Genomic DNA, 26,808 nt, shown 5'->3' with positions numbered 1-26,808 from the left:
GCTGCGTCGACAGAACGCAGGACAATCAAACGGGAGTTTGACACATAATGAAAAGCCAACTTTCATATTACGCCGGCCGGGTGACCGCGGGTCTCACGAGCCGTCGCGAATTCCTCGGCCGGGCCGCAGCACTTGGTGTGACCGCCGCCGCAGCCAACACCTTCCTCGCCCAGACCGCCCGCGCACAGGAGCCGCAGATGGGCGGCACGATCCGCGTCGGCATGCAGGGCGGCGCCACCACCGACAGCCTCGACCCGGCGCTGGCCGCCAACGCCACCGCCACCGCGGTCAGCCGCCTCTGGGGTGAACCACTGCTGGAACTCGCGCCCCATGGCGGGATCGAATACAAGCTGGCCGAAAGTTACGAGGCCTCGGCCGACGCCAAGACCTGGACCTTCAAGATCCGCTCGGGCGTCGAGTTCTCCAACGGCCAGCCGCTGACGGCCGATGACGTCCTGCGCACCATGGAGCGCCACTCGGGCGAGGACACCAAGTCCGGTGCGCTGGGGATCATGCGCGGCATCTCGTCGATGCGGACCGAGGGCGAGACCTTCATCATCGAGCTTGACGCGCCCAACGCCGACCTGCCCTACCTGCTGACCGATTATCACCTGATGATCCAGCCCGACGGCGGCTTCGACGATCCCGCCGCCGGCATCGGTACCGGCCCCTATGTCATGTCCGAGGTCGACATGGGCGTGCGCTTCGTGGCCGAGAAGAACCCCAACTACTGGGGTGACCTGGGCTATGCCGACACGCTGGAATACATCGTCATCAACGACAACACCGCCCGCGTCGCCGCCCTTCAATCCGGCCAGGTCGACATGATCCTGCGGGTGCCGCCGCGCACCGCCGGGCTGATCGCCCGCGCACCCGGGATCACCGTGCACCAGACCTCCGGTCCGGGGCATTACGTCTTCATCATGCATTGCAACACCGCGCCGTTCGACAACAACGACGTGCGCCTGGCGCTGAAATACGGCATCAACCGCGAGGAAATGCTGGAGAAGATCCTCTTCGGCTACGGCTCGGTCGGCAACGACACCCCGATCAACGCCTCCTACCCGCTTTACACCGAAATGGAGCAGCGCAGCTTCGATCCCGACAAGGCGAAGTTCCACTTCGACAAGGCGGGCGACGCCGGTCAGATCCTTCTGCGCACCTCCGAGAACTCCTTCCCCGGCGCGCCCGATGCCGCGGCGCTGTTCCAGCAGTCGCTGGCCACGGCCGGCATCTCCCTTGATGTCGAGCGCGAGCCAAACGACGGCTACTGGTCCGAGGTCTGGAACGTGCAGCCCTTCTGCACCAGCTACTGGGGCGGCCGTCCGACGCAGGACCAGATGTATTCCACCGCCTATCTCTCGACGGCGGACTGGAACGACACCCGGTTTTTCAACGAGCAGTTCGACCAGATGCTTGTCGCCGCGCGCGGCGAACTGGACGAGGCCAAGCGGACCCAGATGTATGCCGACATGGGCAAGATCGTCAGCGACGAGGGCGGCCTGATCTGCCCGATGTTCAACGACTGGGTCGACGCCACCTCCGATCGCGTCGCCGGCTGGGTCGAGGATTACAAGGGCTTCGACCTGATGAACTACTACGCTCCGATGAAGATGTGGGTCGTCGGCTGAGATGACTCCCGTCGTGAAACTCCTGGCCCAGCGCATCGCGCTGGGCCTGCTGTTGCTGTTCCTCGTCTCCATCCTGATCTTCGTCGGCACGTTGATCCTGCCCGGAGACGTGGCGCAATCCATTCTCGGCCAATCGGCCACGCCCGAGGCGCTTGCCAACCTGCGCCAGGACCTGGGCCTGAACGAACCGGCGCTGACGCGCTACTTCGACTGGCTCTTCGGCGTCTTCCAGGGGGACCTGGGCACTGCGCTGACCTCCGGTCAGGACATTGCCGAGAGCCTCGGCGCCCGCTTCCGGAACACGCTGTTCCTGGCCTTCTGGGCGGCGATCATCGCCGTGCCACTTGCCGTGTTCCTCGGGCTCCTCGCGGTGCGCTACCGCGACCGCTGGCCCGACAAGCTGATCTCGGCCGTGACGCTGGCCTCGATCTCGTTGCCGGAATTCCTGATCGGCTACCTGCTGATGTTCTTCCTCGGGGTGAAGCTGCGCTGGTTCCCCTCCACGGCCATCGGCTACCGCCCCGACGCGGATGTCTTCACCCGGCTCGAGGCCATCGCCCTGCCCGTCGCGGTTCTGACGCTGGTGGTGCTGGCGCATATGATGCGCATGACCCGCGCCGCCATCCTGAACGTGATGCAATCGGCCTATATCGAAACCGCCGAGCTCAAGGGCCTGTCGACCTTCCGCGTGATCTGGAAACACGCCTTCCCGAACTCGATCGCGCCGATCGTCAACGTGGTGATGCTGAACCTCGCCTATCTCGTGGTGGGCGTCGTCGTGGTCGAGGTGGTCTTCGTCTATCCCGGCATGGGCCAGTACCTGGTGGACCACGTGTCGAAACGCGACGTGCCGGTGGTGCAGGCCTGCGGGCTGATCTTCGCCGCCGTCTACATCGGGCTCAACATGCTGGCCGACGTGATCTCGATCCTGGCCAACCCGCGCCTGAGGCATCCGAAATGAGCGCGCGCCTTGTCACCCCCCGCACCGCCCGAGAAAATTCGACGAATTTTCTCCGCCCACGTTGCACGCCCGCGACCACGATCAAAGCCCGGGAGGATCGCGCATGAGGATCCCCATAGCCGCCCTGATCGGGCTGATCCTGACCGCCTTCTACTTCCTGATGGCCATCTTCGCCCCGCTGCTGGCGCCCTACGGCATGGCCGAGGTTGTCGGCGGCGTATGGGAGCCGTCGTCCGACGCCCACCTTCTGGGCACCGACAACATCGGCCGCGACCTTCTCAGCCGCATGATCTACGGCGGTCGCACGACGATATTCATCGCCACCGCCGCCACGATCCTGTCTTTCACCACCGGCTCGGTCCTGGGCTTCATCGCCGCCGTTCTCGGCGGCTGGGCCGACCAGGTGCTGTCGCGCTTCGTCGACCTGCTGATGTCGATCCCGACGCTGATCTTCGCCCTCGTGGTGCTGTCGGTCATGCCGGTCACCGTGCCGGTGCTGATCCTCGTCATGGGCCTTCTGGACAGCACCCGCGTCTACCGCCTGGCCCGCGCCGTGGCGGTAGACATCGAGGTCATGGACTTCGTCGAGGCCGCCCGCCTGCGCGGTGAAGGCTACCGCTGGATCATCTTCCGCGAGATCCTGCCCAACGCGCTCTCGCCGCTGGTGGCCGAGATGGGGCTGCGCTTCATCTTCATGGTGCTCTTCGTGTCGACCCTGTCGTTCCTCGGGCTCGGCGTGCAACCGCCGCAGGCCGACTGGGGCGGCATCGTGAAGGAAAACGCCGACGGCATCGTCTACGGCATCGGTGCGGCGCTCTACCCCGCCGTCGCCATCGCAACGCTGGCCATTTCGGTCAACCTGGTCGCCGACTGGGTACTGAACCGGACAACCAGCCTGAAAGGAGGCCGAGGATGAGCGATCTGCTGGAGATGAAGAACCTCAGGATCGGCGCCACGGTCTATCCGCCGGGCGAGAAGCCGCATGACATCGAGATCGTCAAGGGCGTCTCGTTTTCCCTCGAAAAGGGCCAGGTGCTGGGGCTGATCGGCGAATCCGGCGCGGGCAAATCCACCATCGGCCTTGCGTCCATGGGCTTTGGCCGCGGCGGGGTCGAGATCACGGGCGGCGAGGTCTGGATCAACGGACGCGACATCCTGAAGGGCGGCATGCGCGGCCTGCGCGCGCTCCGCGGGGCCGAGGTGACCTATGTCGCCCAATCCGCCGCCGCCGCCTTCAATCCGGCGCGCAAGCTGATGGAGCAGGTCACCGAAGCCGCCCTGCAACACGGCCGCTGCACCAAATCCGAGGCCGAGGCCCGCGCCGTGCGCCTCTTCGACAAGCTCGGCCTGCCGGACCCGGAGACCTTCGGCAACCGCTTCCCGCACCAGGTCTCGGGCGGACAGCTGCAGCGGGCCATGACGGCCATGGCGCTCTGCCCGCAGCCTGACCTCGTCGTCTTCGACGAGCCCACCACGGCCCTGGACGTGACCACCCAGATCGACGTTCTGGCCGCGATCAAGGATGCGATCCGCGACACCGGTGTGGCCGCGCTCTACATCACGCACGACCTCGCGGTGGTGGCGCAGGTCAGCGACCACATCATGGTGCTGCGCCATGGCGAAAAGGTCGAATACGGCACCGCCGAGCAGATCATCAACGCCCCGCAGGAAGACTATACCCGCGCGCTGGTGACGGTCCGCCAGATCGACCACCCGGAAAAGGCGCCGGCCGAACCGGTGCTGACCGCGAAGAACATCACCGCGCGCTACTCGGGCACCAGGTACGACGTGCTGAAGGATGTCTCGATCGATCTCGCCCCGGGCCACACGCTGGCGGTGGTGGGCGAAAGCGGCTCGGGCAAGTCGACGCTCGCACGCGTGATCACCGGCCTGCTGCCGCCGTCCGAGGGCCAGATCGACTTCGCCGGCCGCACCCTCTCGCCCGCCCTTGCGGGACGGTCTCGAGAAGACCTGCGCGAGCTGCAGATGATCTACCAGATGGCCGACGTGGCGATGAACCCGCGCCAGACCGTGGGGACGATCATCGGCCGGCCGCTGGAATTCTACTTCGGCATGAAGGGCCGCAAGCTGCGCGACCGCGTGGCCGAGCTGCTCGACAAGATCGAGATGGCCGACGGTTTCATCGACCGCTACCCGGCCGAACTTTCGGGCGGCCAGAAACAGCGTGTCTGCATCGCCCGCGCGCTGGCGGCGGATCCGAAGCTGATCATCTGCGACGAGGTCACATCAGCCCTCGACCCGCTGGTGGCCGACGGCATCCTGAAGCTTCTGCTGGACCTTCAGAAGAAGGAGAACGTGGCCTACCTGTTCATCACCCATGACCTGGCCACGGTCCGCGCCATCGCCGACAGCATCGCCGTCATGTACCAGGGCAAGGTCGTCCGCTACGGCCCCAAGAGCGAGGTGCTCGCGCCGCCCTTCGACGATTACACCGACCTGCTGCTGAGCTCGGTGCCGGAGATGAAGCTGGGCTGGCTCGAAGAGGTGCTGGCGCATCGCAAGATGGAAAGCGCCGGGCATTGAGGGGGCGCTGCCCCCGTCGCCTGCGGCGCCTCCCCCGGAGGTATTTGGGCCAAGAAGAAGCAGGGGGTCCGAACATGTCCCACGCGTGGGACAGTATCCCCTCCTTTTAAAATCAAGAGGTTACAACGCCAGATTAACGATCCGTTCAGGATTAGAGGCACAACGCCCCTTCTTCACCTTGGAAAAATACCTCCGGGGGAGTCGCGGCTTGCCGCGGCGGGGGCAGAGCCCCAATTCCCGCTCCGCATCAGGAATACGGCCAGAGCCCCTGCCCCAGCGCCTCGATCGCGAGCGAGATCCGCTCGAAGCTCTGCCGGGCGCGGGCGACGGATGTTCGCGCGCGCAGGTATCCGTGGACGAGGCCTTCCTCGTTGATCCAGGCGACCTTCACGCCCGCCTCCCGCAGCCTGTCGCGGTAGAGCCGGCCGTCGTCGCGCAGGGGATCGCAATCGGCGGTGAAGATCACCGTCGGCGGCAGGCCCTTGAAGCTGGTATCACACAGCGGCGACAGCGTCGGGTCGTCGGCGGGCGGCTCGCCCCCGGTGCGGACCCTGCGGTAGAAGCGCAGCTCGTCCAGGGTCAGCAGCGGCGCCTCGGCATGTTCGCGGGCCGAGGCGGTGTCGAGGTCGCTGCCCAGGCCCGGGTAGATCAGCACCTGGCCCTGGAGCCGTTTCAGCTTGCCCCGCATGTGCTGCACCACGGCTGCGGCGAGCGTGCCGCCGGCGCTGTCGCCGGCCAGGACCAGCGGTTCAGGGAACTCCGCCGCCGCCCATTGCGTGGCGGTCCAGGCATCCTTGAAGGCCGCGGGGTGCCTGTGTTCGGGCGCCAGCCGGTAATCGACCGCCAGCACGCGATAGCCGGTCTGCTGGCAGATCTCGGCGCAGATGTCGTCATGGCTGTCGAGCCCGCCGACCACGAAGCCGCCGCCGTGAAAGTATACCACCGTCACCGACGGATCGCCGGCCGAGTAGAGCCGGCAGGGCACGCCGTCCGCCTCCAGGTCGGTGGCCGAGATGCCCTCGGGATAGCCCTGGAAGAAGGCGCGGCACATCTCGTCGTAGACCCGGCGCTGCTCGGCAATCGTGCGCGTGGTCGCGTCCGGCGGGTAATAGCCGTTCGTCCTGTCGATGAACGCCCAGGTTTCGGCGTCGATCAGCGTCTCGTAATCCATGATGTCCCGGTGAGATGTCCTGTCAGGACGACCACTCCCACGGGCGGGTATAGTCATCAAGCACTTTTGCCACCTCCGCCGCGTCGGCCCCGTTGCGGTCGAGCTGCGCCACCAGGCCGCGCGTCTTGTCGTCGATCACCTCGACCACCCGCGCCGGCACGCCCGCCGCTTCGAGCGCGCCATTGTAGACCCGGGTGATCGCCGCCATGCGCAGCGCCGGTTTGAAGATCTTGCCGACGCCGGTCTTGGGCAGCTCGTCCATGATGCCGACGAACTTCGGATGCGCCGCGCGTTCGTGGACATGGACCTTGCAGTATTCCATCAGCTCCTCGCCCGTGACCTCGGCGCCCGAGACCAGTTCGACATAGGCGCAGGGCATTTCGCCCGCGCGGGAATCGGGCTGGCCGATGGCGCCGGCGAAGGCCACCGCCTCGTGGCCCAGCAGCGCCTCCTCGATCTCGGCCGGGTCGATGTTGTGGCCGCCGCGGATGATCAGGTCCTTGGCGCGCCCGGTGATCCAGAGATAGCCGTCGGCGTCCACCCGGCCCAGGTCGCCGGTGCGCAGGTAGATGTCGTGGTGGAACAGCCGGTGGTTCTTGTCCTGCTCGATATAGGTGGAGCCGGGCACCACGCCCGGATTCGACACGCAGATCTCGCCGATCTCGTCGACCGCGCATTCCACCGGGCCCTCGGGCGCATCGCGCAGGATCTTCACCTCGGTATAGGGGAACGGCAGCCCGATGGAGCCGATCTTCTTCTCGCCGTTCAGCGGGTTGCAGGCGACAAGGCAGGTCGCTTCGGTCAGGCCGTAGCCCTCGATGATCTCGATGCCGGCGGCCTTCTCGAACCGGCGGAAGAGCTCCACCGGCAGGGGCGCGGAGCCGGAGAAGGCGTATTTCACCGTGGAAAGATCGGCATCGACGGGCCGCTGCATCTTGGCCGAGATGGCCGTGGGCACCGTAAAGATGAAGGTGACCTTCCAGCGCTCGCAGAGCTTCCAGAAATTGTCGAAGACCCCGTCGCCGCGATAGCCCGCCGGGGTCGGAAAGACCACATGCGCCCCCGACATCAGAACGCCCATGGACACGACGTGGCAGGCGAAGACATGGAACAGCGGCAGCGGGCACATCACCACCTCGTCCGGTCCATACAGCATCCTCTGGCCGATCCAGCCGTTGTAGATCGCGCCCGACACCATGTGCTGAGCGACCTTCGGCATGCCCGTGGTGCCGCCCGTGTGGAAATAGAAGCCGCAGCGGTCCCGGGGGGTGTCGGTGAAGCTCAGCGTCGTCGGCTGCCGCGCCAGCCCGGCCTCGAAATCGAGGTAATCGGCGTGGCGCGGGCCCGGGTTCTTGGGACGGATCAGCGGGATCAGCCAGGATTTCGGCGGCGCGAGGTGTTTCTTCAGGTCGATCTCGATCACGCTCCGCACGTTCGGCGCGTGGCGGACGGCCTCGGAGACCTTCTGGGCAATGTCGGTCTTTGGAAAGGCCTTCAGCGTCACCACGACCTTCGAGTTCGTCTCGCGCAGGATGGCGGCGATCTGCTCGGGCTCGAGCAGCGGGTTGATCGGGTTGACGATGCCGGCCACCGCGCCGCCAAGATAGGTGACCAGCGTGTCGGTGCAATTGGGCAGGATGTAGGAGACGACGTCGCCCTCCTCCACGCCCTGAGCGCGAAACAGGTTGGCGGCGCGGGTGACCCGGTCCAGCAGCTGGCGGTAGGTCAGCGTCTCGGCCTTGTCGGCGGGGCCCGAGGTCAGCTGGAAACTGACGGCCTTGTTGTCCGGATAGGCCGCGGCGGTGCGGGAGAGCATCTGGTGGATGGTCTTCGGCACATCGCGTGCGTCCCAGTCCATCTCGGCTTCGATCTGAATTTTCTCGGCCATCGGTGCCATGTCCATGGCGTGTCCCTCCCGTTCGGGCGCGTTATGGCCCGGTGTCCCCTCGGGAAAACGATATGTCAAAGACCGGGGTGCGCCAAGCCTTGGCCCCCCGTCCTGACGCTACGCTACCCGCAGGGTGGCAGAGCGCCGCGCACCGGCGTACCGGCCATGTGACGGGACTGAGAGGACGGGCGCGCAGCGCCCGCCCCGCGCCCCCCGAAGGGGCGCCACCGATACCCTGCGCGCGCAGCGCGGGCCCCCGGCTTACTCGGCGGCGATGCCGTCGGTGAACTGCAGCCGGGCGAGGCGTGCGTACAGCCCGCCCTGTGCCACCAGCGCATCGTGGCTGCCCTGGGCGACGATGCGGCCGTCTTCCATCACAACGATCCGGTCGGCCTTCTTCACGGTCGCCAGGCGGTGGGCGATGACCAGCATGGTGCGCCCTTCCGACAGCCTGTCGACCGCCTCCTGCACCGCGCGTTCGCTTTCCGCGTCCAGCGCCGAGGTCGCCTCGTCCAGCAGCAGCACCGGCGCGTCGCGCAGGATCGCGCGGGCGATGGCGATGCGCTGCTTCTGTCCGCCGGACAGCATCACGCCGCGCTCGCCGACATAGCTGTCGTAGCCCTCCGGCAGGGCGGTGATGAACTCATGCGCGGCGGCGGCCTTCGCGGCGGCCTCGACCTCGGCATCGCTGGCGCCGGGGCGGCCGAAGCGGATGTTGTCGCGGGCCGAGGCGGCGAAGATCACCGGATCCTGCGGCACCAGCGCCATTTGCGCGCGGAAATCGCCGCGCGTGACCGCCGAGAGGTCCACGCCGTCCAGCGTGATCCGCCCCGCGTCGGGGTCGTAGAAGCGCAGCAGCATCTGCAGGATCGTGGTCTTGCCCGCGCCCGAGGGGCCGACGAAGGCCACCGTCTCGCCGGCGGCGACATGCAGGCTGACCCCGTCCAGCGCCGCGCGGTCGGGCCGCGAGGGATAGCGGAAGGCCACGTCCTCGAAGGCGATCTCGCCCCGGACCGGGGTCGGCAGGGCCTGCGGCGCGGCCGGGTCCTGCACGCTGTCTTCCAGCTGCAGCAGCTCGGCCAGCCGCTCGGTGGCGCCGGCGGCACGCTGCAGCTCGCCCCAGATCTCGGACAGGGCGGCGACCGAGCCCGAGACCATGACCGCGTAGATCACGAATTGCACCAGCGTGCCCTCGGTCATCAGGCCGCTGCGCACGTCGATGGCGCCGACCCAGAGGATGCCGACGATGCCCGAGAACACCAGGAAGATCACGATCACCGTCATCGCCGCGCGGGTGCGGATCCGCTTGCGGGCCACGTCGAAGGAGGTTTCGGTCACATCGCCAAAGGCCGTGCGGCTGGCCCCCTCGTGGGTGAAGGCCTGTACCGTCTGCACCGCCGACAGCGCTTCGGAGGCGTTGCCCGACGACGCCGCGATCCAGTCCTGGTTCTCCTTCGAGATCGCGCGCAGGCGGCGGCCCAGCGTCAGGATCGGCACCACCACCAGCGGCACCAGCAGCAGGACAAGCCCGCTGAGCTTGGGCGAGGTCAGCATCATCAGTGCCAGCCCGCCGATGAAGATCAGGATGTTGCGCAAGGCGATCGAGACCGAAGACCCCACGACCGACTGGATCAGCGTGGTGTCGGTGGTGATACGGGAGAGAACCTCGCCGGTCATGATCTGTTCGTAGAAGGCCGGGCTCATGCCGATGACGCGGTTGAACACCGACTTGCGGATATCGGCCACCACCCGTTCGCCCAGCCGCGTGACCAGCGCGTAGCGCAGGCCCGTGCCGATCGCCAGCAGCGCGGCGATGCCAAGCGCGGCGAGGAAATACTTGTCCAGCAGCTCGGACTGGCCGGTGCGGAAATTGTCCACCACCCGGCGCACCGCCAGCGGCAGCGCGAGCGAGACGCAGGCGGTCAGGATCAGGGCCAGGATCGCCTGGGCGATCAGCAGCTTGTAGGGCCGCATGAAGGGCCAGAGCGCACCCAGCGAGCCGATCTTCTTCGATTTCTCGCGCGGCTCGGTCTTGCCCGGTGCCGTCTTTGCCGGTGCCGCAGGGGCGGGCTTGCTCTCGGCCATCAGGGTTCCTTCCCGTCCTCACCGGCCCGCGCAGGGCCGCGTTTCGGCGAAGGTCATCGCTTTTCAGGCCCGGATGGTCAAGCGTGGCAGGACCGCGCGGGGTGCTTCGGGCGCCGAATGCAGGGGATTGCGGGCCGAGGACAGGGGGTATCGCCGGCACCGCGCACGCCCCGGCGGGGATCAGAAGAACGCAAACGGCCCCGGAAACCGCCCCACCGGCAGGGAATGCGTCATCAGCCGCCCCGGCCCGCGCCAGTCATGCAGCAGCAGCCCCGGCGGTTCGAGAAAGGACGCCGGTTCGGCGCCCGGAGCCAGCCGCAGCGCGATCGACGTCGCGGTCGCCGGCGCACAGATCAGCGGGATCCCGGCAAAGACGGTCTGGATATGGCGGTGGACATGACCGCAAAGCACGCGTTCGACCTGGGCATGCCGGGTCAGCACGGCCTCCAGCAGCCCGGCGCCCTGACAATTGTAGGTGTCGATACAGTCGATCCCCGTCAGGATCGGCGGCTGGTGCATCAGCACCAGGGTCGGCGTGTCGGGCGCCTGCCCGAGCACCGCATCAAGCCATGCGGCGGCGGGCTCGTCCACCAGCCCGTGATGCACGCCCGGCACGGTGATATCGAAACCCACCACCCGCAGCGGGCCGTCGGCGATGAAATGCAGCGGGCCCTCGGGGGATGGGGAGAGATGCTGCAGACAGCGGCGGAAGGTCTCGCGGTCGTCATGGTTGCCGGGGATCGCGTGGACCGGCATGGGGATGCGAGAGAGCTTCTCGGCGGCCACGGCATAGTCCGCCTCCGCCCCCTCGTCGACGAGATCGCCGCCGATGATGACAAGATCCGGCGCCGGGTCCAGTGCCAGCAGCGTGTCGAGCGCCAGATCGAAGAGCGCGTTGGTGTCCACCAGCCCCTGGTAGAGCTGCCCGGCCGCGCGCATGTGCGGATCTGACAGATGGGCGATCAGCATGGGCCTTGCGCCTCGTCCCGGACCGGAGTCCGGCCTGTCGTTGATCCTGTCGTCATTCTGCCGCTCCTGCCTGTGGCCCCTAACTCTGCGCCTGAGGTCCGATCATGCAATCCCTGCCTCGCCGGACGTCCCGCGCCGCGACGACTAAACCGCTCGCTGCCCCTGTCGGCGGCCGGTTTGCCCATTCGCCGGGCGCGCGGGCCCCGGAGGCCTCCACCCGGGGTGCCCAAACAAACCGCCCTGTTCCCCGCCCGCCGTCCAAAGCCCGGCGCCGCGCTTGTGCCCGACGGGAACTTCCCCGATCATCCGCCCCACGGCGGCACGCTTGCGCCGCCAGGACATCGCCCCTCGTGCCGGCCGGCGCGGCCCGCCGGGGGCCCGGACATGGAAATGGGGCGCATGAGCTTCGACACGCTGATCACAAACGCAAACCTGCCCGACGGGCGCACCGGCATCGATATCGGCATCCGCGAGGGCCGCATCAGTGGGATCGCCCCCGGCCTTGCCGCCGCCGAGACCACGCGGGTCATCGACGCCCGGGGGAGACTTGTCTCGGCGCCCTTCGTGGATTGCCATTTCCACCTGGACGCGACGCTGTCGCTGGGCATGAACGGCGAATACAACGAAAGCGGCACGCTGGCCGAGGGCATCGCGCTTTGGGCCCGGATGGCGCCGGACCTGACCTTCGAAGGCTACAAGGAACGCGCGCGGCGCTATTTCGACATCGCCGTCAGCCAGGGGCTGCTGGCCGTGCGCACCCATGTCGACGTGACGGACCCCGACCTTGTGGCCGCGAAGGCGCTGGCCGAGATCAAGGAGGAGGTCGCCGATTACATCGATCTGCAGCTGGTGGCCTTCCCGCAAATGGGCTTTTTCTGCCGCGACACCATGGGCGACACGATCCGCGAGACGCTGGACCTTGGGTTTCAGGTGGTCGGCGGCGCGCCGCACCTGGAAAAGACGGCAGAGCTGGGCCGCGCCTCGATCACCGCACTTTGCGAGATCGCGGCGGAGCGCGGCACCATGGTCGACATGCATTGCGACGAGAACGACGACCCGAATTCGCGCCATGTCGAAACGCTGGTCTACGAGGCCGAGCGGCTGGGCCTGCATGACCGGGTGACGGGCTCGCACCTGACCTCGATGCATTCGATGGACAATTTCTATGCCGCGCGGCTGATCACGCGGATCGCGGCCTCGGGCATCAACGTGGCCAGCAACCCGGCGGTGAACACCCATCTGCAGGGCCGGTTCGACACCTATCCGAAACGGCGCGGACTGACCCGGGTGGCCGAGCTGATGGAGGCCGGGGTGACGGTGGGCTTCGCGCAGGATTGCGTGCTGGACCCGTGGTATCCGCTGGGCCGGGCCGCGCTGGCCGACGTGGCCTATATCGCCGCGCATGTGGTGCACATGACCAGCCCGGCGGGGCTGGCGGCGGCCTTCGGCAACGTCACCGCCGCGCCGGCCGAGATCATGAAGCTGGATCATCTGGGCCTGGCCGAGGGCGCATCGGCCGACCTGCTGCTGCACGAGGCGACCTCGCCCTGGGAGGTGATCCGCCTGCGCGCCGCGCCCCGGATCGTGATGCGGCGCGGACAGGTGATCGCCGAGACGGCGCCGTCGCATCCCGTGTTGTCGCTGCCCGGCCGGCCGTCCGGCTTCGATCCGGTGACCTATTTCCAGGGAGGCGACGCGTGAGCCACGGCTACCAGGGCGGCCGGCTGAACCTGCCCTTCGTCGGCATCGCGACCTTCGGGAAATACCCCTATGTCGAGGATTGGGATGCCATCGACGACGATGTCTGCATCCTGGGCTGAACGTGATCGGGCGGGTATTGCACCCGCGGGCATGAGGCTGTGCCCCAGGCGGGCGGGTCATGGGGGCGCTGCCCACGGCGCGGACCGGGCTGGCGGAGGCGGCGGGACGCGCCTAGGATCGCGGGCAAAGGGCCGGGGACGGGTCCCGGCGACAGAGGAGGATAAGCGAGATGGACGGGAACAGGCCAAGCGATCCGATCATGATCCTGGGTGCGGCACGGACGCCTCTGGGCGCGTTCCAGGGGGCGTTTTCCGGCGTGCCGGCGACCGAGCTGGGGTCGACCGCGATCCGGGCGGCGCTGGAGGGGGCCGGCGTGGCGCCCGAGGCGGTGCAGGAGGTGCTGATGGGGAACGTGCTTTCGGCCGGGTTGGGCCAGGCGCCGGCGCGGCAGGCATCGCTGGGCGCGGGCATTCCGGTGACGGTGCCCTGTACCACCGTGTCGAAGGTCTGCGGATCGGGGATGAAGGCCGTGATGCAGGCGCATGACGCGATGGTGGCGGGCAGCGTCGACCTGGCCGTGGCCGGGGGCATGGAGAGCATGACCGGGGCGCCCTACCTCTTGCCGAACGAACGCGGCGGGGCGCGGATCGGGCATTCGAAGGTTCTCGATCACATGATGCTGGACGGGCTCGAGGATGCCTATGACATCGGGCCCGACGGCACGCGGCGGTCGATGGGCACCTTCGGCGAGGACTGCGCCGAGCGCTACCAGTTCACCCGCGACGATCAGGATGCCTATGCCATCGCCAGCGTGACCCGCGCGCAGCAGGCGGCCGAGAGCGGCGCCTTCGACTGGGAACTGGCCCCGGTGACGGTGAAGACCCGCAAGGGCGAGACCGAGGTGCGCCAGGATGAGGGGCCGCAAAAGATCGACCCCGCCAAGATCCCCAACCTGCGGCCCGCCTTCAAGCGCGACGGGACGATCACGGCGGCGTCCTCGTCGTCGATCAACGACGGCGCGGCGGCGCTGGTGCTGGGCACGGCGCGCCAGGCCGAAAAGCTGGGTCTGGCCCCGCTGGCGCGGATCGTGGGGCATGCGTCCTATGCCGGAGAGCCGGGCTGGTTCACCACGGCGCCGATCTACGCCAAGCAGCGGCTGATGGAGAAGATCGGCTGGACTCTGGAGGAGGTCGACCTCTTCGAGATCAACGAGGCCTTCGCGGTGGTCGCCATGGCCTCGATGAAGGAGCTGGGGATCGAGCACGAGCGGCTGAACGTCCATGGCGGCGCGGTGGCGGTGGGCCATCCGATCGGCGCCTCGGGGGCGCGGATCCTGGTGACGCTGCTGGGCGCGATGCGGGCGCGCGGGGCGAAGAAGGGCGTGGCCTCGATCTGCATCGGCGGGGGCGAGGCGACGGCCATCGCGATCGAGACGGTGTAACGACCCGAAGCCGAGGCGTCAGTCCGCCAGCGCGCCGGTGAAGACCTGCCGGAAACGGCGCAGGTCGGGGGCGGTCGGGTCCGGGCCGAAAAGATGGGTTTCAAGCTGCCTCATCGCAGCCTGGCCCGCCTCGCCCACCGCGTGGTGCCGCATCAGCCGGCGCGCCGCGCGCCATGCGCCGGCGGCGTCGCTGCGCCGTGCGGCGCGGGCCAGCGCGCGCTGGTCGGGATGCAGGCCCAGGCGCCTCAGGATCTGGTCGCGCCGGCCCGGCGCACGGCCGAGCACAAGCAGCACGAGCCCCGCGGCAAGCCCCGCCCCGAGCCCGCCAAGGATCAGCCCGGCCCGCGCGCGTCCGGCCCCCTGCGGCGGCGGCAAATCGGCCATGGCCGCGCCCTCCACCGCCACCCGCTGGGGCGAGATCGTCACCCGCCGCATCTCGCGCCGGGTGGTGTCGAAGAAATCGATGGTGATCGGCTCCACGATGGCCGAGGGCGGGGTCTGCGGCATCACCGTCCAGCGCCAGAAGGCGACCGCGATAGGCCCCTGCGCCGACAGGTCCACCAGCCGCTTTTCGGGATGCGGGAAGATCACCGCGCCGGGGCTCGTCATCTCGGGCATCGGCGGCAGTAGGTCGGGCGAGATCCCCAGCGCCTCGACCCGGATCATGCGCAGCACGCCTTCGCCCTCGCCCAGCTGGTCGGGCGCGTTGGACCAGTCATCCGACACCCGCAGCTGGCGCACCGGAAGCCACCAGCCGTCGACCTGCGGATGCGGGGCAACCTCCAGCGACACCGGCTCGGAGCTGATGTCGTGTTCGACCCATTTGTTGTGCGGCCCCAGCAGGGTGAGGCGGTGGGTGAAGGCGCCGATCTTTAGCGCGCCGGCCCGTTCCGGGAACAGCGCCATGCGGCGGCGGAAGACCTTGACCGGGTAGCCGTCGACACGCTGATCGGACCAGTAATCGGTTCCCAGCTGCATCCAGGAGAAACCGTCGAGCGTGGGCTGGATCATCTGTTCGCGGATGATCGGCAGGCGGAAGACGCCTTCGAGCGTGACAAGGACCATCTCGCCCACGAAGGGGATTTCAGGGCCGGGTTCGACGCGCAGGGTCAGGCTTAGGTCGCCGGGCTGGATGTCCTGCGCGCGGGTGCGGATCGGGGCCAGGGCCACAAGGACGCACAGGAGCGAGAGGAGGACGCGCTGGCTCATCGCGGATCCTCCGGGTCGGGCGGGGAGAGGCCGGCGGCGGCGCGGCGCTTGCGCTCCTCGTGGATGCGGGCGGCCAGGTATTCGCCCGGCACGTCGGCCAGGGTCCGAAGCCAGCGGTCGTTGGCCAGCATGAAGCGGTCGTCGAACTGCTTGCGGACGGCCTGCTGCTCGCGCGATTGCAGCTCGGCCAGGCCCAGGGTGGTGCCGGTGTTGGTGGCCGCGTCGCCGGTGCCCGAGGCGCGGGCGTTGCCCAGGCCGATCTCGGCTTCGGCCACCGGGCCGTCCTTGTCGCGTTCGACGATGGCAAAGGCGGCCTCGGTCGAGATGGCGGTGCCGGCATAGATCCGCGAGATCAGTTCGAAATTGGCGGCGGCCTCGTGGTCGGTCGGATCGGCGGCGATTGCGCGGTCGAAGGCCTCGAGCGCGGCGGCGTAGCGGCCGGCGCGGGCCAGCGCCACGCCGGCGTTGTAATCGGCGCCGGGAACCAGGGCGAAGCGGGCGGCGGCACTGTCGAACTGCCCCGCGCGCGCCGCGGCAAGGCCGGCCCAGCCCGGATCGGAGAACAGCAGCTGCGCCGGACCGGCAAGGCCCAGCGACAGGGCGAGCCGTCCGAAGGGGGCAAGCCCGCCCACCGCCATGGCCAGCGCCAGGCAGAGCACGGCGGCAAGCGACAGGGCCAGAGGGCGAAGGGAGGTCATGCGCGCCTCCGGAACAGCAGCGCGCAGAGCAGAAGGGCGGGCAGCAGCAGCCAGCGGCCAAGGTCGTTGAGGGTGAGCATGGCGATATCCGTCTCGCCCAGCCGTGCGGTGCGGCCGGCGGCGATGGCATCGGCCAGTGCGCTGGCCTGCGCGGTGTCATGCAGGGCCCCGCCCCCTGTTTCGGCCAGGGCGGACAGCGCTTCGGTGTCGCTGTCCCCGGCGGCGCCGGCCGAGACGGTCCAGAGCCGCGCGCCCTGCCCCGCCAGGTCCGCCGCCTGCCTGTGCGCCGCGCCGTCTATCCCGCCACCGTCCGAGAACAGCACCACGTCGCCTGCCACGATTTCGGCCTCGCGCAACAGCGCCCCGGCGCGGGCCAGCGCCACGGCCGGGCGGCTGCCGGGGTCGGGCACGATGTCCTCGTCCAGCAGCGCGACGGTCAGGCCGATCTGGGTCGTGTCGGATGTCAGCGGCGCCGCGAGATAGGCGTCGCCGCCATAGACCACCAGCGCGGCGGGGCGCGATCCGAGCCGGGCAAGAAGGACACGGGCGGCGGTGCGAAGCGGCTCCAAAGCCTCGCCCCCGGTGACCGAGGGCGAGAGATCCATCACCAGCACCACGCCGTCGAGGTTGCGGAAGCTGGGCGCGTCGCGGACCTCGACCGCCGGGCCAGAGAGCGCGAGGACGACGCAGGCGGCGGCGCCCAGCGGGACCAGCGCGGCGCGGCTGGCGCGGGCCTCGGGCACGCGGCCTATGCGGGCCATGGCGGCCATCAGCGCAGGGTCGATCGCCGCTTTCCAGGCGCCCAGCGACGCCGGGCGGTGCAGCAGCCAGAAGGCCAGCAGGCCCAGCACCGGCAGGGCCAGAAGCCACCAGGGGCGGAGGAGCTCGATCCCTGTCATCCGGTGCGCTCCGCCGTTGCCGGGGATCGGACCGGCGCCCCGCCGCTGCGCCTTTGCAACAGGCGTCCGGGCCAGGCACCGACGCTTGGCAGCGCCCCGGCCAGCGGCATCGCTACGAGGCAGGCCAGCGCCACCAGCGCCGGCCAGATCCAGAGCGCGCGGTAGATCTCGGCCGGAACGCCCGCGCGGTCGGTGGCCTCCAGCCGGTCGAGCGCGGCGGCCATCGCCTCCAGGTCCTCCAGGTTGCGCACGCGAAAGCTTTCGCCCCCGCTCATCTCCGCCATGGCCCGCAGGGTGCCGGCATCGACCACGCCGCGCTCGCCCTCCTCCGCCGTGGTCAGGTCCTTCGGCCCCAGCGCGATCGTGTGGATCCGGATCCCCATCCCCGCGGCCAGCTGCGCCACATCGCGCGGGCGCGCGGCCCCGGCGTTGTTCACCCCGTCCGAGAGCAGCACGACCACCTTGCTTGCCGCCTCGGAGGCCTCCAGCCGCTTCATCGCCAGCCCCAGCCCGTCGCCGATATTCGTGGCCCGGCCCGAAATGCCGATCACCGCCTCCTCCACCTGGTCCGCGATGCTTTCGACATCGTAGGACAGTGGCGCCGCGACATAGGCGTCGGAGCCGAAGATCACCAGACCGACCCGGTCGCCGCCCCGGCCGCGCACGAAGTCCCCGGCCACGCGCTTGACCGCGTCGAGGCGGCTGATCTCCTGTCCCTCCAGGAAGAAATCCTCGCGCACCATCGAACCGGAGAGATCGAGCGCCAGCACGAGGTCGCGCCCCGTCACCGGCAGCGCGGCGGTGGGGACCACCAGGCGCGGGCCGGACAGCGCGGTCACAAGGCAAAGCCACGCCACCCACGGCAGCGCCGCGCGCAGGCGGGCGCGGCGGCGCGGCGCGGGCGGGCGATGGGCGGCGAACCAGCTGACCGTCGCCTCGGGGGCGACCAGCGCCGGGTCCTCGCCCCGTCGGGGCGGCAGCAGGCGGGTCAGGATCAACGGCAGGGGCAGCAGCAGAAGCAGCAGGGGCGTGGCGAGAGAGACCATGTCAGCCGGCCTCGCGCAGGGCCTGTTCCACGGCCTCGGCCCCTGGCAATCCGCCGGGGCGGTAGAGATCGGCGCGGAACCGGTCAGCGGCTTCCGGCGCGCGGGACTGCAGGAGGGACAGCAGCGCGGGCACCCGGATCGCGTCGGGCTCTGTCTTCAGGGCCGCGATGCGGGTTTCGACCGAAGGCGCCTTCGGGCGCCGCGCAGTCAGGCGCAGGACCAGCGGGGCCAGCAGCGCGGCCAAGGCCAGCCCGACACCCAGCGCCGCCGCCGCATCGGCCAGCCCCTGCAGCGGCACGTCGGGCGGCAGGCGAAACCCGTGCAGGCCGATCAGCGGATCGGGATCAGCGGAGGCCATGGGCGCCGTCCAGGATCTGCAGCGCCCGCGCGGGCGGCATCGCGGGATCAAGCAGGGTTTCCGAGGGCTGGCCCGGCTCTTCCGTCCCCTCGCCCGAGACATCGGCGCGGATCACCCGGCCGCCGGGATCGGAAAGCCGGTAGATGCCCGCCGGAAGGCCGCCGCGCACCCCGTCGCCGATGCGGATCCGGCGCAGCTCGCCCCGGTCGGCCAGTTCGGCCAGCCGGATCTCCAACGCCGGGCCGGGCGTGTCGAAGCCGCTGGCCAGGCAGATCTCGCCCCGCCTGCCCGCGATGCGCAGCACCTTCTCAAGCGCGGCATCCAGCGGCGGATCCTCCAGCCCGTCCCGCGCCGCCTCCAGCGCCTGGGCATGGGCGCGCACCAGCGCGCCGATCACCGCCAGCATCGCCCGGGTCTGTCCGCGCGCCGGCACCGCCACGTGGCCCCGCGCGGTCAGGGCCACGACGCCCACGCGCCCGCCGGCCTCCACCGCGCGCCAGCCCAGCAGCACCAGCGCCTCGGCCGCCGCGACAGAGCGGAAGGCGCGGGTCACGCCCCAAAGCATCGAGGGCCGGAAATCGGCGACCAGCAGCAGGGTGCGGTCACGGTCGGCATGGTGGGTGCGGACGTGCAGCGTACCGGTCCGGGCGGTGACGTTGCGGTCCACCGCGCGGGCGTCGTCGCCGGGGACATAGGTGCGGATGTCGGCCACGTCCTGCCCCTGCCCCTTCTGCCGCGCGCGGAAATGGCCTGGCAGACCGCCCAGCCCCTCGGGCATCCGCGCCGCCGCCCCGGCGAGGCCGCGCAGGGCGACCAGCTCCGGGGCCCTGAGCTCGGCGCCGGTCACAAGGCCTCCGTCCGGGCGACGATATCGGCGATCAGCGCGCGCGCCGTTTGGCCTTCGGCCCGGGCGGACCAGGTCAGCACCAGCCGGTGCGCCAGCGCATCGCCGGCCAGCGCCTCCACATCCTCGGGCAGCGCGTGGTCGCGCCCGTCAAGCCAGGCCCGCGCCTTGGCCGCCGCCGCCAGCGCCAGGGACCCGCGGGGCGAGACGGCATAGTCCACCCGGTCGGCCAGCGCCTCGTCGCGCGTGGCCATCACCAGCCGCACGATATAGTCGCGCAGCACCGGCGAGAGATGCACCGCCATCGCATCGCGCCGCGCCGCCATCAGCGGCTCAAGCCCGACCGAGGCGATCTCGGGCGCGGTCTGGCTTTCGGCCTCGACCAGGTCGAGGATGCGGCGTTCGACCTCGGCCCCCGGAAGCTGCAGCGAGACGTGGAAGAGGAACCGGTCAAGCTGCGCCTCGGGCAACGGATAGGTGCCCTCGTGCTCGATCGGGTTCTGGGTCGCGATGGCCAGGAAGGGCACCGGCAGCGCGTGGGTCTCGCCGCCCGAGGTCACCTGCCCCTCGGCCATCGCCTCGAGCAGGGCCGATTGCACCTTGGGCGGGGCGCGGTTGATCTCGTCCACCAGGACGATGTTGTGAAAGACCGGGCCGCGCACGAATTCGAAACCGCCCGTGTCGGGGCGGAAAACGGCGGTGCCGGTCAGGTCGGCGGGCATCAGGTCGGGCGTGCACTGCACCCGCGCGAAGGACCCGTCGACCGCGCGCGCCAGCCATGTGACGGCGCGGGTCTTGGCCAGGCCCGGCGCGCCCTCGATCAGCACGTGACCGCCGGCCAGCGCCGCGATCAGAAGCCGTTCGATCAGCAGTTCGTGCCCGACCAGCCCTGCGGCCAGGGCGTCCCGAACCGCGCGGATCTTCTCGCGGTGGAGGCCCTCGTTGTCTTTGGGGCTCATGTCTGTCTCCCCTCCCCGGGATGGGCGAAGGCTAGCCGCGGGCCGGGGCGGGCCAAATACGACTTTGGTCATGGATCCGGCGGCGGATGGGGCTGAGGATTTCCGGGCGCGGGGATGTCATGTGACACAATTCCGGTCAGCCCCGAGGCGGGGGCCGTCGCAGGACATCGATCCACCTGTCAGGCCGGCGGCACAGCGCGGTCCGGCCCCTGTCGGCCGCCCGACGCTGTGCCGTCATCTTTCGCCGTGCCTCCGCCCGCTTGTCTTCGCCCGCGATCCTGCGCCCGCTCTCCGTCGACAGTGGACGCATCATGGCGGCGCGGCTAGGGTCTCGCGCATGGACAGCGGGCGGCATTCGGCCGGGGTTCCATATGCCGTGCGACACTCTGCCCGGCGACCCGCGACAGAGAAAGAAGGAAGACCCGCGATGCAGCAGAGCGGTGGGACGGCCGGGGCTGAGGCGGCGCGGTCGGGGCGTGTCCTGGCGCTGTCGAGCCAGGTGGCCTTTGGCCATGTCGGGCTCTCGGCGGCGGTGCCCGTTCTGCAGAGGCTGGGCGTCGCGGTCACGCCCCTGCCGACGGTGATGCTGTCGAACCATCCGGGCTGGCCGCATGTCGCGGCGCACCGGGTGCCGGTGGAGGATCTCCGCGGCATGGTGGAGGGTTTGGCCCGGAACGGCTGGCTGGCGCGGCATGACACGGTGCTGACCGGCTACCTGCCCTCGGCCGCCCACGTGGAGCTGGCTGCATGGGTGATCGACCGGCTGCGGAAGGATGTCCCGGATCTGCGCGTCGTGGTGGATCCGGTCCTGGGCGACAGCCCGAAGGGGCTTTACATCGACGCCGCGGCGGCCGCGGCGATCCGGACCGAGCTCTTGCCGCGCGCCGACATTGTCACGCCGAATCTCTACGAACTTGGCTGGCTGACCGGATTGTATACTGAAACCGTGCGCTGCACCGCCGAAGCCGCCCAAGGCTTGGGCTGTCGGGCGATGATCACCTCGGTGCCGGTCTCGGACGGGTCCATAGGAGTTCTGGAGGTCGGCCCGGAGGCAGGTGACGCGGCCGGAACCCTGGTGGAGACCGCCCGGCTCGACGGGGTGCCGCATGGGGTTGGGGACGTGTTTTCCGCTTTGATCGCAAGCGGTTGCACCTTGCGTGAAGCGATGGGCCACCTAAGCGCCCTGATCGCGGCGAGCCTGGGTGCCGACCACCTGCGTATCGTGGAATCGGCCCCCGACTGGGCCGCGGCTGCCCCGGTTCCGCCCAAATCCTGCGCAAGGTAAAGAACCCGGCATGGCAAACCGGACACGCAAATCACATGCGGGCCATTGTTCGTTCAGCGAAATACAATCATACTTAATTTTGAAATCACGTAGATGATTGAAAGACCAAGAAGAATGCCCGCGGACCACGTGACGGGCACTGGGATGTGTTGGAACTCAGTTAGGGGAGGTTCCCTTCTATGTCACTCGACCATTTGCAAAGGTCTGAGCCTGCAAGCTGGCTCATGACCCTGCCCGACGGTCTGTCCCGACAGATCATGTCGAGTACACGGATCGTGCATGCAGCGCGCGGTGTCCGCGTCTACGACCACGGAGAGCCGCCGGGCGGAATCTACCGCGTGGTAAGCGGTGTCGTGGCCGTGATGAGCTGGGACGAAACACCGCTGATCGGGCACCTTCTGGGCCCGGGATCGTGGTTCGGCGAGACCTCGGCCCTGACCCGGCAGCCGCGCAGCGTGACGACCATGGCGCTGACCGAAGCGCGGCTGGCCTACCTGCCGCTGCCCGTGATCGAGGAGATCGCGGACATGCAGCCCGACCTCTGGCGCGGGCTGGCGGCGCTGTCGGCGGCGAATTCGATGATCGCCGTGCAGACCGCGCATGACCTCATGCTGACCCGGCCCGAGGACCGGGTGTCGGCCGTGCTGCGCCGGCTGGGCGACAGCCTGGGTCGCGACACGCCGATCCCGCTCTCGCAGGAGCAGCTGGCCGACATGTGCGTGTTGTCGCGCGGCGCGGTCTCGCGGATCCTGTCGCGGCTGGAAAGCGCCGGGAAGGTGCGCCGGGGCTACCGCGAGATCTGGTGGCTGGGCTGAGGTCCTGGTCGGCCGGCAGGCCCGCCGCCACCCGCTGAACGATACCTCGGGCGCGCCTTCGGGGGCGCCCCTTGTTATGTCGTGTGACAAATGTCGTTCCGCCCAGCCGTGACGCCACCGGCGAAGGCGCCAGCCGGGCGCCGGCACCGTCCCGTCCGCGCCCCGACTGTCGAACATCGCCGGCGCGGTCCCGGCAAGGGCCCGCTCGTAGACCCTTGAACGGCGGGTCGCGTCCTCCCGCCCCCGCGCCCCCGCCCGGCTTCGCCGGACGAGACCGGGCGTTGGGCCCGGCCGCGCGCCCCTGCGGGGCGCGCGGCGGTCGGCGCGGGATCATGGGGCGGCTCCCTGCACCGGGGCGCCACCGCCCTGCGCCGGCACGGCGCAGGGCCGGGCCCAACCGCCGGGGTCCGATCGCAGATCGGGGCGCAGCGGGCGGGAGCCCCCGGTGGCGGCCATGCCCATCGACGCCCACCGGCACCCCGCCGGACACCGCACGACCAAGCCGTAGGCAGGCTGCGGGATCCGTGGCACAGCGCCCCGGCTTCTCCAAACGCAGGGTTTACAAGTCGGCCGCCCTCGCCTCAGGTGAGAGACGACCGTTCCAAACACCAAGGACAGGGCGCTGACATGGCGATCAAGGCAAGCATCCGGCACGTCACTCATTACAAGTACGACCGCCCGGTCACCCTCTCTCCGCAGATCATCCGCCTGCGCCCGGCGCCGCACAACCGGACTCGCGTGATCTCGCATGCCCTGCGCGTCAGCCCGGGCACCCATTTCGTGAACCACCAGCAGGATCCCTACGGCAACTGGCTGGCCCGCTTCGTCTTTCCCGAGCCGGTGCGCGAGTTCAAGATCGAGGTCGACCTCGTCGCCGACATGACGGTCTGGAACCCGTTCGACTTCTTCATCGAGGACACCGCCGAATTCTGGCCCTTCGACTACCCCGAGGACCTGGGCACCGACCTGTCGATCTACCGCACGCCCGAGGAAACCGGCCCGGCGCTGGACGCCTACCTCAAGACGATCCCGCGCAAGAAGGAAAAGACCATCGACTTCCTGGTCGAGGTCAACCGCAAGCTCGAGCAGCACATCGACTACATCGTCCGCATGGAGCCCGGGGTGCAGACCCCGGACGAGACGCTGACCATAGGCAAGGGCTCCTGCCGCGACACGTCGTGGCTGCTGGTGCAGATCCTGCGGTCCCTGGGCTTCGCCGCCCGCTTCGTCTCGGGCTACCTGATCCAGTTGAAGCCGGACCTGCAGGCGCTCGACGGACCCTCGGGCACCGATCACGATTTCACCGACCTGCACGCCTGGTGCGAGGTCTACCTGCCCGGCGCCGGCTGGATCGGGCTCGATCCCACCTCGGGCCTGCTGACCGGCGAAAGCCACATCCCGCTGGCCGCCACCCCGCATTACCGCAACGCGGCCCCTATCGTCGGGGGCTATTCGGGCCACAAGGACACCGAGACCGAGTTCGAATTCGAGATGGAGGTGACCCGCGTCGCCGAACATCCGCGCATCACCAAGCCGTTCTCGGAAGAGAGCTGGCAGGCGCTGGACGCTTTGGGACGCAAGGTCGACGCCGTGATGAAGGATCAGGACATGCGCCTGACCATGGGCGGCGAGCCCACCTTCGTGTCGATCGACGATTTCCAGAGCGAGGAATGGAACACCGCCGCCGTCGGGCCGATGAAACGCGGCCTCGCCGATCAGCTGATCCGCCGCCTGCGCGACCGTTTTGCCCCCGGCGGCATGCTGCATTACGGTCAGGGCAAGTGGTACCCGGGCGAAACGCTGCCGCGCTGGACCTTCTCTCTCTACTGGCGACGCGATGGCGTGCCGATCTGGAAGGACGCCGACATGGTCGCGCTGGAGGACAGCAAGACCAGTGTCACGCCCGAGAAAAGCGGCCTCTTCCTCAAGACCTTCGCCGATCAGCTCGGACTTGATCCCGACTACGTGCAGCCGGCCTACGAGGATCCCGTCGAATGGATCCTGAAAGAGGCCGAACTGCCGCCCAATGTCACCCCCGACGATCCCAAGCTGAAGGACCCCGAGGCGCGCGCCCGCATTGCCCGCGTCTTCGCCCGCGGCCTGGGCGATCCGGCCGGGTTCGTCCTGCCGATCCAGCGCTGGCAGTCGAAGGCGAAGACCGAACGCTGGCGCTCCGAACTCTGGCGCCCCCGGCGCGGGCATCTCTACCTGATCCCCGGCGACAGCCCCGTGGGCTTCCGCCTGCCGCTGGGCTCGCTGCCCTATATCCCGCCCAACGCCTATCCCTACACCTACCCGACCGACCCCACGGTCGAGCGCGAGGACCTGCCCGACTACCTGAGCGAGGTCGAAAAGCAGAAGGCCGATATCCTGAAGACTCTGGAACGGATCGCGAAGGAAGAGGCCGAGACCCTGCCCGAGGTCACCGAAGGCCGCGCGCAGCCCTCTGAGGCGGGCCAGGACCTGGGCGAACGGCAGGAGATGAACCGCCAGCGCCTGATGCCCGAAGATGCCGGCGATCCCGACGGCGGCGCCGTGCGCACCGCAATCGCGGTCGAACCCCGCGACGGCAGGCTCTGTGTCTTCATGCCCCCGGTCGAGGCGCTCGAGGATTACCTGGAGCTTCTGGCCCGGGTCGAGGCCACCGCCAAGGCGCTGGACCTGCCCGTCCATGTCGAGGGCTACACCCCGCCCCACGATCCCCGGCTCAACGTCATCAAGGTTGCACCCGACCCGGGCGTGATCGAGGTCAACATCCACCCCGCCACCTCCTGGGAAGAGTGCGTCGAGATCACCAACGCCGTCTACGAGGAGGCCCGCCAGACCCGCCTGGGCGCCGACAAGTTCATGATCGACGGCAAGCACACCGGCACGGGCGGCGGCAACCACGTCGTGGTGGGCGGCGAAACCCCGAACGACAGCCCCTTCCTGCGCCGGCCCGACCTCTTGCGCTCGCTGATCCTGCACTGGCTGCGGCACCCGTCGCTCAGCTACCTGTTCTCGGGCACCTTCATCGGCCCGACCTCCCAGGCGCCGCGGATCGACGAGGCCCGGCACGACACGCTCTACGAGCTGGAAATCGCGCTGTCCCAGATCCCCGCCCCGCACGAGGGCCAGCCGCCCCAGCCCTGGCTGGTGGACCGGCTCTTGCGCAACATCCTGATCGACGTCACCGGCAACACCCACCGGGCCGAGATCTGCATCGACAAGCTCTATTCGCCCGACGGGCCCACCGGCCGGCTCGGCCTTGTCGAATTCCGCGGCTTCGAGATGCCGCCCGACGCCAAGATGAGCCTTGCCCAGCAGGTGCTGATCCGCGCGCTTCTGGCGCGGTTCTGGCTGAACCCGATCAAGGGCAAGCCGGTGCGCTGGGGCACGGCGCTGCATGACCGGTTCATGCTGCCGCATTTTGTCTGGGAAGATTTCATGGACGTGCTCCGCGACCTGTCCGAGCACGGCTTCGACCTGCGCCCCGAATGGTACGAGGCCCAGACCGAGTTCCGCTTCCCCTTCGCCGGCGAGGTCGAATACGACGGCGTGCACCTCGAGGTTCGCCAGGCGCTGGAGCCCTGGCACGTGATGGGCGAACGCGGCGCCATCGGCGGCACCGTGCGCTACACCGACAGCTCGGTCGAGCGGATGCAGGTGCAGCTGACATCCAACGATCCCGACCGCTATATCGTCGCCTGCAACCAGCGCGCCGTGCCGCTGACCGCGACGGGACGCAGCGGTGTGTCCATCGGCGGCGTCCGCTTCAAGGCGTGGCAGCCGGCCGAATCGCTGCACCCGGTGCTGCCGGTGAACGCGCCGCTGGTCTTCGACATCTTCGACACCTGGACCGGACGGTCGCTTGGTGGCTGCACCTACCACGTGGCGCATCCCGGCGGGCGCAACTACGACACCTTCCCGATCAACACCAACGAGGCCGACGCGCGCCGGCTGGCCCGGTTCGAGAAATTCGGCCACACGCCCGGCAGCTACTGGCCGGCGGTGGAACGCACCCATCCCGATTTCCCGATGACACTGGATTTGCGCCGCGCACCGGGGCTGTAATCTTCCCGGCCTTGGCCTTGGCCTTGGTGCCGGGGCCGGGGCCGGGGCCTGACGGATGTCACCCGGATGCGCGTCTCAGGCTTGCAGGGTGACGCAGGGATCGGATAGGGGATCGGGCTCTGGCGGGCGCGCCCGCGTGCGGGCCGCGATGGACGGTCAGGGGGGCCGTCAGACCGGTTGACGGACTGGTC

20 protein-coding genes and 1 pseudogene are annotated in these 26,808 nt (G+C 69.3%); 10 read left to right on the top strand and 11 right to left on the bottom strand.

Annotated elements, in window-relative coordinates; all coding sequences use genetic code 11:
* Positions 1-47 precede the first annotated feature (47 nt).
* From ATO3_RS15650 to ATO3_RS15635, 4 genes are all read left to right on the top strand, one after another.
* Positions 48-1,631: an ABC transporter substrate-binding protein gene (locus tag ATO3_RS15650; protein ID WP_088650821.1), complete on the top strand. Its 1,584-nt coding sequence runs from the start codon at positions 48-50 to the stop codon at positions 1,629-1,631.
* A gap of 1 nt (position 1,632) precedes the next feature.
* Positions 1,633-2,592 carry an ABC transporter permease gene (locus ATO3_RS15645; RefSeq protein ID WP_088650820.1) on the top strand — a complete coding sequence of 320 codons (960 nt, stop codon included), beginning with the start codon at positions 1,633-1,635 and terminating at the stop codon, positions 2,590-2,592.
* Between the two features lie 103 nt (positions 2,593-2,695).
* The gene (locus tag ATO3_RS15640) at positions 2,696-3,508 is read left to right on the top strand and encodes an ABC transporter permease (protein WP_088650819.1); all 813 of its coding nucleotides are present in this window, start codon (positions 2,696-2,698) and stop codon (positions 3,506-3,508) included.
* Positions 3,505-5,136: an ABC transporter ATP-binding protein gene (locus ATO3_RS15635; protein WP_088650818.1), complete on the top strand. Its 1,632-nt coding sequence runs from the start codon at positions 3,505-3,507 to the stop codon at positions 5,134-5,136. The genes ATO3_RS15640 and ATO3_RS15635 overlap by 4 nt, the downstream gene beginning before the upstream one ends.
* Positions 5,137-5,383: 247 nt before the next feature.
* On the opposite strand, the gene ATO3_RS15630 is transcribed toward ATO3_RS15635, so the two are convergent.
* From ATO3_RS15630 to ATO3_RS15615, 4 genes are all read right to left on the bottom strand, one after another.
* Positions 5,384-6,307: an alpha/beta hydrolase gene (locus ATO3_RS15630; RefSeq protein ID WP_088650817.1), complete on the bottom strand. Its 924-nt coding sequence runs from the start codon at positions 6,305-6,307 to the stop codon at positions 5,384-5,386.
* A 22-nt stretch (positions 6,308-6,329) separates the two neighbouring features.
* Positions 6,330-8,210 carry an acyl-CoA synthetase gene (locus tag ATO3_RS15625; protein WP_088650816.1) on the bottom strand — a complete coding sequence of 627 codons (1,881 nt, stop codon included), beginning with the start codon at positions 8,208-8,210 and terminating at the stop codon, positions 6,330-6,332.
* A gap of 246 nt (positions 8,211-8,456) precedes the next feature.
* Entirely contained in the window at positions 8,457-10,280 is a 1,824-nt protein-coding gene (locus ATO3_RS15620) for an ABC transporter transmembrane domain-containing protein (protein ID WP_088650815.1), read from the bottom strand.
* A 180-nt stretch (positions 10,281-10,460) separates the two neighbouring features.
* Positions 10,461-11,249: a phosphodiesterase gene (locus tag ATO3_RS15615; protein WP_088650814.1), complete on the bottom strand. Its 789-nt coding sequence runs from the start codon at positions 11,247-11,249 to the stop codon at positions 10,461-10,463.
* Positions 11,250-11,648: 399 nt separating this feature from the next.
* Here ATO3_RS15615 and ATO3_RS15610 point away from each other — a divergent pair, with 399 nt between their 5' ends.
* The 3 genes and pseudogenes from ATO3_RS15610 (at position 11,649) to ATO3_RS15605 (ending at position 14,451) form a co-directional block, all read left to right on the top strand.
* Positions 11,649-12,950, top strand: a complete 1,302-nt coding sequence (locus tag ATO3_RS15610) for a cytosine deaminase (protein ID WP_088650985.1) — start codon at positions 11,649-11,651, stop codon at positions 12,948-12,950.
* A pseudogene (locus tag ATO3_RS28535) lies at positions 12,947-13,066 on the top strand (arginase); the annotation flags it as partial. The gene ATO3_RS15610 and the pseudogene ATO3_RS28535, both read left to right, overlap by 4 nt.
* Positions 13,067-13,239: 173 nt before the next feature.
* Positions 13,240-14,451: an acetyl-CoA C-acyltransferase gene (locus ATO3_RS15605; protein ID WP_088650813.1), complete on the top strand. Its 1,212-nt coding sequence runs from the start codon at positions 13,240-13,242 to the stop codon at positions 14,449-14,451.
* Positions 14,452-14,469: 18 nt separating this feature from the next.
* Here ATO3_RS15605 and ATO3_RS15600 read toward each other — a convergent pair whose 3' ends face one another.
* The 7 genes from ATO3_RS15600 to ATO3_RS15570 are packed head-to-tail and all read right to left on the bottom strand — an operon-like array spanning position 14,470 to position 20,464.
* Positions 14,470-15,660, bottom strand: a complete 1,191-nt coding sequence (locus ATO3_RS15600; RefSeq protein WP_088650812.1) for a BatD family protein — start codon at positions 15,658-15,660, stop codon at positions 14,470-14,472.
* Complete coding sequence (locus tag ATO3_RS15595; protein ID WP_143747288.1) at positions 15,657-16,358, bottom strand: tetratricopeptide repeat protein; 702 nt, start codon at positions 16,356-16,358, stop codon at positions 15,657-15,659. The genes ATO3_RS15600 and ATO3_RS15595 overlap by 4 nt, the downstream gene beginning before the upstream one ends.
* Positions 16,355-17,257 carry a vWA domain-containing protein gene (locus ATO3_RS15590; RefSeq protein ID WP_088650811.1) on the bottom strand — a complete coding sequence of 301 codons (903 nt, stop codon included), beginning with the start codon at positions 17,255-17,257 and terminating at the stop codon, positions 16,355-16,357. Before ATO3_RS15590 ends, ATO3_RS15595 begins: the two co-directional genes overlap by 4 nt.
* Entirely contained in the window at positions 17,254-18,303 is a 1,050-nt protein-coding gene (locus ATO3_RS15585) for a VWA domain-containing protein (RefSeq protein ID WP_088650810.1), read from the bottom strand. Before ATO3_RS15585 ends, ATO3_RS15590 begins: the two co-directional genes overlap by 4 nt.
* A gap of 1 nt (position 18,304) precedes the next feature.
* Positions 18,305-18,661 (bottom strand): hypothetical protein, encoded by a 357-nt coding sequence (locus ATO3_RS15580; RefSeq protein WP_088650809.1) that lies wholly within the window; start codon positions 18,659-18,661, stop codon positions 18,305-18,307.
* Positions 18,648-19,508 (bottom strand): DUF58 domain-containing protein, encoded by an 861-nt coding sequence (locus tag ATO3_RS29030; RefSeq protein WP_198963291.1) that lies wholly within the window; start codon positions 19,506-19,508, stop codon positions 18,648-18,650. Before ATO3_RS29030 ends, ATO3_RS15580 begins: the two co-directional genes overlap by 14 nt.
* Positions 19,505-20,464, bottom strand: coding sequence for an AAA family ATPase (locus ATO3_RS15570; RefSeq protein WP_088650808.1), 960 nt, complete (start codon positions 20,462-20,464; stop codon positions 19,505-19,507). Before ATO3_RS15570 ends, ATO3_RS29030 begins: the two co-directional genes overlap by 4 nt.
* A 427-nt stretch (positions 20,465-20,891) precedes the next feature.
* Here ATO3_RS15570 and ATO3_RS15565 point away from each other — a divergent pair, with 427 nt between their 5' ends.
* The 3 genes from ATO3_RS15565 (at position 20,892) to ATO3_RS15555 (ending at position 26,617) form a co-directional block, all read left to right on the top strand.
* The gene (locus ATO3_RS15565; protein ID WP_158217983.1) at positions 20,892-21,749 is read left to right on the top strand and encodes a bifunctional hydroxymethylpyrimidine kinase/phosphomethylpyrimidine kinase; all 858 of its coding nucleotides are present in this window, start codon (positions 20,892-20,894) and stop codon (positions 21,747-21,749) included.
* A 224-nt stretch (positions 21,750-21,973) separates the two neighbouring features.
* Positions 21,974-22,564: a Crp/Fnr family transcriptional regulator gene (locus ATO3_RS15560; RefSeq protein ID WP_158217982.1), complete on the top strand. Its 591-nt coding sequence runs from the start codon at positions 21,974-21,976 to the stop codon at positions 22,562-22,564.
* Between the two features lie 627 nt (positions 22,565-23,191).
* Positions 23,192-26,617 (top strand): transglutaminase family protein, encoded by a 3,426-nt coding sequence (locus ATO3_RS15555; protein WP_088650805.1) that lies wholly within the window; start codon positions 23,192-23,194, stop codon positions 26,615-26,617.
* Positions 26,618-26,808: the final 191 nt, after the last annotated feature.

Source organism: Marinibacterium profundimaris (assembly GCF_002210095.1).
GTDB classification, from domain to species: domain Bacteria; phylum Pseudomonadota; class Alphaproteobacteria; order Rhodobacterales; family Rhodobacteraceae; genus Marinibacterium; species Marinibacterium profundimaris.
The sequence above is the reverse complement of the archived record's forward strand: the minus strand, read 5'-3'. Positions and strand labels throughout refer to the sequence as shown.

Bases quoted from the DNA above. Each gene is read 5' to 3' on its own strand.
- ATO3_RS15625 (WP_088650816.1), bottom strand. From the start codon at position 8,210: ATGGACATGGCACCGATGGCCGAGAAAATTCAGATCGAAGCCGAGATG.
- ATO3_RS15650 (WP_088650821.1), top strand. From the start codon at position 48: ATGAAAAGCCAACTTTCATATTACGCCGGCCGGGTGACCGCGGGTCTC.
- ATO3_RS15645 (WP_088650820.1), top strand. From the start codon at position 1,633: ATGACTCCCGTCGTGAAACTCCTGGCCCAGCGCATCGCGCTGGGCCTG.
- ATO3_RS15640 (WP_088650819.1), top strand. From the start codon at position 2,696: ATGAGGATCCCCATAGCCGCCCTGATCGGGCTGATCCTGACCGCCTTC.
- ATO3_RS15605 (WP_088650813.1), top strand. From the start codon at position 13,240: ATGGACGGGAACAGGCCAAGCGATCCGATCATGATCCTGGGTGCGGCA.
- ATO3_RS15555 (WP_088650805.1), top strand. From the start codon at position 23,192: ATGGCGATCAAGGCAAGCATCCGGCACGTCACTCATTACAAGTACGAC.
- ATO3_RS15585 (WP_088650810.1), bottom strand. From the start codon at position 18,303: ATGGTCTCTCTCGCCACGCCCCTGCTGCTTCTGCTGCTGCCCCTGCCG.
- ATO3_RS15590 (WP_088650811.1), bottom strand. From the start codon at position 17,257: ATGACAGGGATCGAGCTCCTCCGCCCCTGGTGGCTTCTGGCCCTGCCG.
- ATO3_RS15600 (WP_088650812.1), bottom strand. From the start codon at position 15,660: ATGAGCCAGCGCGTCCTCCTCTCGCTCCTGTGCGTCCTTGTGGCCCTG.
- ATO3_RS15595 (WP_143747288.1), bottom strand. From the start codon at position 16,358: ATGACCTCCCTTCGCCCTCTGGCCCTGTCGCTTGCCGCCGTGCTCTGC.
- ATO3_RS15560 (WP_158217982.1), top strand. From the start codon at position 21,974: ATGACCCTGCCCGACGGTCTGTCCCGACAGATCATGTCGAGTACACGG.
- ATO3_RS15580 (WP_088650809.1), bottom strand. From the start codon at position 18,661: ATGGCCTCCGCTGATCCCGATCCGCTGATCGGCCTGCACGGGTTTCGC.
- ATO3_RS15615 (WP_088650814.1), bottom strand. From the start codon at position 11,249: ATGCTGATCGCCCATCTGTCAGATCCGCACATGCGCGCGGCCGGGCAG.
- ATO3_RS15620 (WP_088650815.1), bottom strand. From the start codon at position 10,280: ATGGCCGAGAGCAAGCCCGCCCCTGCGGCACCGGCAAAGACGGCACCG.
- ATO3_RS15610 (WP_088650985.1), top strand. From the start codon at position 11,649: ATGAGCTTCGACACGCTGATCACAAACGCAAACCTGCCCGACGGGCGC.
- ATO3_RS15570 (WP_088650808.1), bottom strand. From the start codon at position 20,464: ATGAGCCCCAAAGACAACGAGGGCCTCCACCGCGAGAAGATCCGCGCG.
- ATO3_RS15565 (WP_158217983.1), top strand. From the start codon at position 20,892: ATGCAGCAGAGCGGTGGGACGGCCGGGGCTGAGGCGGCGCGGTCGGGG.
- ATO3_RS15630 (WP_088650817.1), bottom strand. From the start codon at position 6,307: ATGGATTACGAGACGCTGATCGACGCCGAAACCTGGGCGTTCATCGAC.
- ATO3_RS15635 (WP_088650818.1), top strand. From the start codon at position 3,505: ATGAGCGATCTGCTGGAGATGAAGAACCTCAGGATCGGCGCCACGGTC.